The organism is Microbacterium paludicola, assembly GCF_039529675.1.
Classification (GTDB): domain Bacteria; phylum Actinomycetota; class Actinomycetes; order Actinomycetales; family Microbacteriaceae; genus Microbacterium; species Microbacterium paludicola.
Genome location: NZ_BAAANG010000025.1, coordinates 46227 through 52641, shown reverse-complemented (window position 1 = coordinate 52641; position 6415 = coordinate 46227). Strand labels below are relative to the sequence as shown.

The 6415-nt window shown below is 71.9% G+C and carries 5 protein-coding genes; 3 read left to right on the top strand and 2 right to left on the bottom strand.

Annotated features, from left to right (window positions below; all coding sequences use genetic code 11):
- Positions 1 to 353: 353 nt before the first annotated feature.
- The 3 genes from ABD161_RS12070 (at position 354) to ABD161_RS12060 (ending at position 4960) form a co-directional block, all read left to right on the top strand.
- Positions 354 to 1388 (top strand): helix-turn-helix domain-containing protein, encoded by a 1035-nt coding sequence (locus tag ABD161_RS12070; protein ID WP_344003200.1) that lies wholly within the window; start codon positions 354 to 356, stop codon positions 1386 to 1388.
- Positions 1389 to 1514: 126 nt separating this feature from the next.
- Complete coding sequence (locus ABD161_RS12065) at positions 1515 to 3194, top strand: Na+/H+ antiporter (RefSeq protein ID WP_344003197.1); 1680 nt, start codon at positions 1515 to 1517, stop codon at positions 3192 to 3194.
- Positions 3195 to 3418: 224 nt separating this feature from the next.
- Positions 3419 to 4960, top strand: a complete 1542-nt coding sequence (locus ABD161_RS12060) for an ATP-dependent DNA ligase (RefSeq protein WP_344003194.1) — start codon at positions 3419 to 3421, stop codon at positions 4958 to 4960.
- A gap of 2 nt (positions 4961 to 4962) precedes the next feature.
- On the opposite strand, the gene ABD161_RS12055 is transcribed toward ABD161_RS12060, so the two are convergent.
- Both ABD161_RS12055 and ABD161_RS12050 read right to left on the bottom strand, forming a co-directional pair.
- The gene (locus ABD161_RS12055; protein WP_344003191.1) at positions 4963 to 5598 is read right to left on the bottom strand and encodes a hypothetical protein; all 636 of its coding nucleotides are present in this window, start codon (positions 5596 to 5598) and stop codon (positions 4963 to 4965) included.
- Positions 5582 to 6415, bottom strand: coding sequence for a prolipoprotein diacylglyceryl transferase (locus tag ABD161_RS12050; protein WP_344003188.1), 834 nt, complete (start codon positions 6413 to 6415; stop codon positions 5582 to 5584). The genes ABD161_RS12055 and ABD161_RS12050 overlap by 17 nt, the downstream gene beginning before the upstream one ends.

The following is a 6415-nucleotide window of genomic DNA, read 5'->3' as shown; positions in this document are numbered from 1 at the left end:
TCACAGCCTGACCACGACACGAAGGATCACACGATCACCGATACACCACGTCCCAGGACTTGACCCTCTCGCGAGGGGGTTTCGTCGTTTCCGCGGGACTGTTCCCCGACGGCCCGGCTCCCTCGCGTTCGGGTGCCGAGTGGCCCTCACGCGCCCGCGAAAGGGCCGATCCGCACCCGGGTGCGACTGCGCGCGAACCTGCCCTCGGGCGTTCCGGTGCCGAGCGGCCCTCTTGCGCCCGCGGAAGGGCCCATCCGCACCGGATGTGCACGGGCCGCGGACACCGAAGCACCGGAAAGTGGATGAGACTGCTCCTTGCATCTCAAGCCGCTTGAGGTCGCAGGGTGGGGAGCATGAACAGCACAGATAAGACTCTCTACTCCATCGGCGAGGTCGCGCATCGCACCGGGCTCAGCGTCAGCGCCATCCGCTACTACGCCGATGAAGGCCTGGTCGAACCGACAGACTCGACGGATGGCGGTCATCGCCTTTACGACGTGGATGCCATCGCCCGCCTCGAGTTCGTCCGAACGCTGCGCGACCTCGAGACCGGACTGGATCAGGTGCGCCGCGTCCTCCTCGGCACGACCTCGTTGCGCGACGTCCTCGCCGAGCATCTCGATGTCATCGAGAAGCAGGCGACCGACATGCAGGCGAAGCGGGCGGTGCTCCGCGCGCTCGTGCGGCAGGAGGGGACGGCCGAACGCGCGAGGCTCCTGCGCAAGCTGGTGACCATGTCCGACGCCGAGCGTCAGCGGCTCGTCGACGGCTTCCTCGCCGAGGTCACCGCCGGCCTCCCCGAGGACGCGATCAGGCGGATCCACGAGGTGCGTCCGGTGCTGCCGCCCGACCCGGCCCCGGAACAGCTCGATGCGTGGATCGCCCTGGCGGAACTGCTGCGGGATGACCGCTTCCGTGCGGCGACCCGGTCCTATCTGCACGCGACGTATGGGGAGTTCCCCGGCTCCGAGATCTCGACACCTCACGTGCAGGAGTTCTTCCACTCGACCGGCGCCGACGTGATGCCGAAGCTGATGGCCGCTCACCAGGCGGGGTTCGCCGCGGACGATGCCCGGGTGGTCTCCCTCGCCGCGCGGATGGTCGAGTCGCTTGCAGAGGCCTTCGGAGTCGCGGCCGACGATGAGCTCCGCGGACGGCTCGCGGCCCGCTATCGCGATCTCGACAGCGTCACCCTCGAGGCGCTCCAGGACACCGAGTACAACGCGACCGAGGGGCGCTACCTCGAGCTGGTCTCGATCATCAACGATCAGCCCCATCCGGATGCGGCTCTTCTCGCGAGCGCCCGCCGGGAGCAGAGCGACGGGGAGCAGCTCAGCTTCCGAGACCTCGGCGGATGGCTGTCCGACGCGATCCTCGCCGTGGGGTGATTCAGGACGATCGCGGCGCGGACGCGCGCGATCCGGATCCGTCATCTCCGCCCCTCGGGGCTCCCGCGCGCCGGAGAATATCTGTGCGGGGTCGGCGACCCCGGCGGACGGAGCCGGAGGGGCGACATGGGCGGACTCGAGATCACCGTGCTGCTGGGCGCGACGGTGCTGGTCGGGGCGCTTCTCGCCCCGCGGCTGCGGATCGCGACGCCGCTGCTGCTGGTGATCCTCGGCCTGCTGCTCGGGTTCGTCCCGCAGCTGCGAGGCGTCGAGCTGCCGCCCGAGACCGTGCTGCTGCTGTTCCTGCCGGTGATCCTGTTCTGGGAGAGCCTCACCACGTCGCTGCGGTCGATCAAGCGCGACTTCCGCGGCATCGTCCTGATGAGCACGCTCCTCGTGGTGGCGAGCGCGTTCGCGGTCGCCGGCATCGCGCACGCGCTGGGCGTGCCGTGGGAGGCGGCGCTGATCCTCGGCGCGGCCGTCGCCCCGCCCGACGCGACGGCCGTCGCCGCCCTGGGCCGCAGCCTGCCTCGCCGCAACTTCATGATCCTCAAGGCCGAGAGCCTCACGAACGACGGCACGGCGCTCGTCATCTACGCGATCGCGGTCGGCCTCGCGATCGGCGGCGACTACACGCCGTGGAGCATCACGGGGATGGTGCTGCTGTCGTACGGCGGCGGCATCCTGGCGGGCATCGTTGTCGGCGGGCTCGCCTACCTGCTGATGCGGCGCCTCACCACCGCGCTGACCCTCAACATCGCGCTGCTGCTCACGCCGTTCACCGCGTTCCTCGTCGCCGAGCTGATCCATGCCTCGGGAGTACTCGCGGTCGTCGTCGCGGGACTGATCCTCACCTACCTGTCGCCGCGGGTCACGACCGCGGCCTCCCGCCGGCAGACCGAGGCCGTGTGGCCGCTCGGCTCGTACCTGCTCAACGGCGCGCTGTTTGTGCTGATCGGGCTCGAGGTGCAGGCGGTGGTCCGCACGATCGACCTCGGCGACGTCGGCTGGCTGACCCTCGTGACCGTGGCGGTGTGGGTCGTGCTGCTGATCGTGCGGTTCACGTTCCAGACGTCGACGGTCATGCTGATCCGGATGCTCGACCGGCGCCCCTCACAACGCGCACGTCGGATGTCGCACCGCGCGCGGGTGGTGAGCGCGGTGGCGGGCTTCCGCGGCGCGGTGTCGCTCGCGATCGCGCTGTCGATCCCGCTCGCGACCGACGGGGCGGACATCCCAGCCCGCGACGAGGTGATCTTCGTCACGGCGGGCGTCATCCTGCTGACGCTTCTTGTGCAGGGGCCGCTGCTTCCGGCTGTCGTGCGCTGGGCGCGTCTGCCCGTCGACACCAGCGCCGACGACGAGATGCGCCTCGCGGAACGGTCGATCACCGGCGCCGCCCTCGTGCACGTCGAGGAGCTCGCGGCCGGCGAGGGAATCAGCGAGGAGGTGCGCGAGCGCCTCAAGCGCGACTACTACGAGCACCTCGAACTCGCGAACGCCCGCGTACAGGAGCACGTGGACCACGAGATCGAGGCCCTCGACGCGATGATCGGCGTTCCCGATGCCGACGGCGCCGACGCGGCGCAGGAGAGTGGATCGGTCATCGTCGCCACCGACACCGGATCGCCGCTCGCCCGCAACGAGGAGTACACCCGCCTGCGCCTCGCCGTGCTCGGGCGCAAGCGCGAGGTGCTGGTGCGGCTCACGCGCGAGGGCGTCATCGACGACGCGGTCGCGCGGCGCATCCAGGCGCGACTCGACGTCGAGGAGATCCGCCTCTCGGGGATCGAGCCGATCGAGTAGCGCGGGCGGCTGGGGCTTGGCCCGGATCGGTGCGCACCGGCCGTTTTGGCGCGGCGGAAGGGCCGGTCGGCACCGGGATGCGCCAGGCGGGGCGCGTGGGCGAGTGCGGATGGGTGCGGAGCGGCCCTCGACTCGTGGCAGAAGGGCCGGTCGGCACCGGAACTCCGGGCGTTCGGATGCGCCGCAGCCCCGCGGATGTCGGCGGCCTGGTGGACAATGACGGCATGCTGCTGCACGAGCTCGTCGCGGCGACCCGGGAGGTCGCGGCGACCTCCTCGCGGCTGAAGAAGGTCGCCGCGCTCGCCGAGGCTCTGCGCGCGCTCGACGATGCCGAGATCGGGCCGGCGATCGGATTCCTCACGGCGAGCCCGCGGCAGGGTCGTATCGGCGTCGGTTGGCGCGGACTGACGGGCCTCGCCGTCGCGCACGCGGATGCGCCGAGCCTCACGGTGCTCGATGTCGACGCGGCGCTCGACCGGATCGCCGCGACGGCGGGAGCCGGATCCGTGGATGCCCGGCGGCAGGCGCTCCTCGCTCTCGCGCAGCGCGGCACGGCCGAGGAATGGGACTTCGTCTCGCGCGTTATCCTCGGCGAACTGCGCACCGGCGCGCTCGAGGGAGTGCTTCTCGACGCGATCGCGAAGGCGGCCGACCGGCCCATCGCGGCCGTGCGCCGAGCGGCGATGCTGTCGGGCGACCTCGGGGAGACGGCCCGGATCGCGCTCGGAGGCTCGCTCGACGACCTCGAGTCGGTCGGCCTGTGCGTGGGGCGCCCGGTGATGCCGATGCTCGCCTCGACCGCGGGCTCGGCCGCCGAGGCGCTCGCCACGCTCGGGCGCGAGGCGTCGGTCGAGTACAAGCTCGACGGCGCGCGCATCCAGGTGCACTTCGACCGCGCGCGGCCGGAGGGCGACGACGTCCACGTCTATACGCGCAGCCTCGCCGAGGTCACCCACCGCGTGCCCGAGCTGGCTGAGGCGGTGCGCGCGCTGCCGGTCGAGCGCGTGATCCTGGATGGCGAGACGCTCTCGCTCGACGAGGACGGCGGTCCGCGCGCGTTCCAGGACACGATGGCACGCTTCGGATCCGAGACCGCCGCCGCGATCGTCCTGCGCCCGTGGTTCTTCGACATCCTCCACGTCGACGGCCGCGACCTAATCGACGAGCCCCTGAGCGCCCGCCTGGAGATCCTCGAGCGCGTCGTGGGGCCGCTGCGTATGCCCGGCATCGTCACGGCCGACGCGGAGCGCGCCGAGCAGTTCTCGCGCGAGGCGCTCGCCGCGGGGCACGAGGGCGTGATGGTCAAGGACATCAGCTCTCCCTACGCGGCCGGCCGGCGCGGCAAGAGCTGGCTGAAGGTGAAGCCCGTCCTGACCTTCGACCTGGTGGTGCTCGCGGTCGAGTGGGGATCGGGGCGACGCACGGGCATGCTGTCGAACCTGCATCTCGGCGCGAGGGATCCGGATGGCGCCTTCGGAGACCCGGGCGGCTTCGTCATGGTGGGGAAGACCTTCAAGGGCCTCACCGACGCCACGCTGCGCTGGCAGACCGAGCACTTCCCCATGATCGAGACCCACCGCTCCGCGTACGCCGTGCACGTGCGGCCCGAGACGGTCGTCGAGATCGCGATCGACGGCGTGCAGCGCTCGTCGCGCTACCCGGGCGGGGTGGCGTTGCGCTTCGCCAGGGTCAAGGCGTATCGCCCCGACAAGGACGCGTCGGAGGCCGACACGATCGAGACGCTGCGGGCGCTGCTGCGCGGCTGACGTCAGAAGCCGCTGCTGTAGGTGGCGATCATCACCACGCACACGCCCAGCAGCACCAGCGGCGCCGCTGCCGCGCTGATCAGCAGGCCCGTGCCGAGCGCGCGCGCCGGCGGCCAGAACAGCAGGCCGATGCCGGCGAGCAGCACAAGCAGCCAGAAGAGCCCGCCGCCGAAGGGGAAGCCTCCGAACCCACCGCTGAACCAGAGGAACCCGGCGCCCAGGATGACGACGAGTCCGATGGCGAGACCGATCCAGACCCAGGCGCCGAACCGCAGCCCGCCGAGCTGCCGCGGCGGGCCGACCGGCGGTGCGCCATATCCGGGCGGCGGCCCGTACCCGGGCGGCGGAGCGTACCCGGGCGGCGGCCCGTAGCCGGGGTGCGGCGGCTGCCCCGGGTACTGCCCCGGTGCCGCGGGCGGCCCGTACCCGGGCGGGTACCCCGGCCCCTGCTGCCCCGGCCCCGGCGCCCCAGGCACCTGCTGCCCCGGCTGCGGTCCGGCCCCCGGCCCGGGCGCCCCTGGCGCCTGCGGTCCCGGGCCGGGCGCCGCCCCCGGCTGCGGCGGCATCCCACCGCCCGGTGGCGGCACCGGGCGTGCGGGATCGGGCTCCTGACCCGGCTGCTCAGGCGTGCTCTTCATTGGGTGCCGTCCTCTCTGGGCGCGACGGAAGCGCCGGCGCGGGTGCGGCGGCGCGGAAGCGGTCGGTGCGGATCATCCAGACGATCCGGGCGAACAGGAGGGGGAGGGTCACCAGCAGGAACAGATGCGGGCGGGTCAGCCCCATCCAGGCGATCTCGTTGCCGCGCACGAACTCGACGAGGAAGCGGAACACCCCGTACGCGGCGACGTAGAGCGTGAGCGTCTCGCCGGGCGCGATCTGCCGGTGACGCAGCCAGAACCACAGCAGCGCGAAGGCGACCAGATGGAAGGCGATCTCGTACACGAAGCTCGGATGCAGCGGCACTCCGGCGGCGGATCCGGTGTACGCGGCGGCGTCGGCGTCGAGCACGATGCCCCATCCGGATCCGGTCGGCGTTCCCGGCTTCTCGGTGAGGAGGCAGCCGATCCGGCCGACCGCCATCGCGAGCGCCACGGCCGGCGCGAACAGGTCGCCGGTCCGGTACGGGTACCGCACGATGCGCTTCGCGACGTGGACGCCCAGCCACGCGCCCACCAGCGCCGACAGCATCGACGCGTTGCCGTACGAGAGCTGCTCTATCAGGCTGAGGTTCTTCGTCGGATCGAGGTGCTGCGCCCACGTGCCGAGCCGCGCCAGGATGGACGCCCCCGCGAGCGAGCCGAGCACGAGATACCAGATCCGGTGGTCGCTCACCCCGCGGCGGCGCTTCTCGACGAGGAACACGATTCCCGCCGCGAGCATCCCGAGCGCGACGAAGAACGAGTGGGTGTCGATGGGCGGAAGCCGGCTCGCGAGGTCCTGCAGCGTCGGGAACAT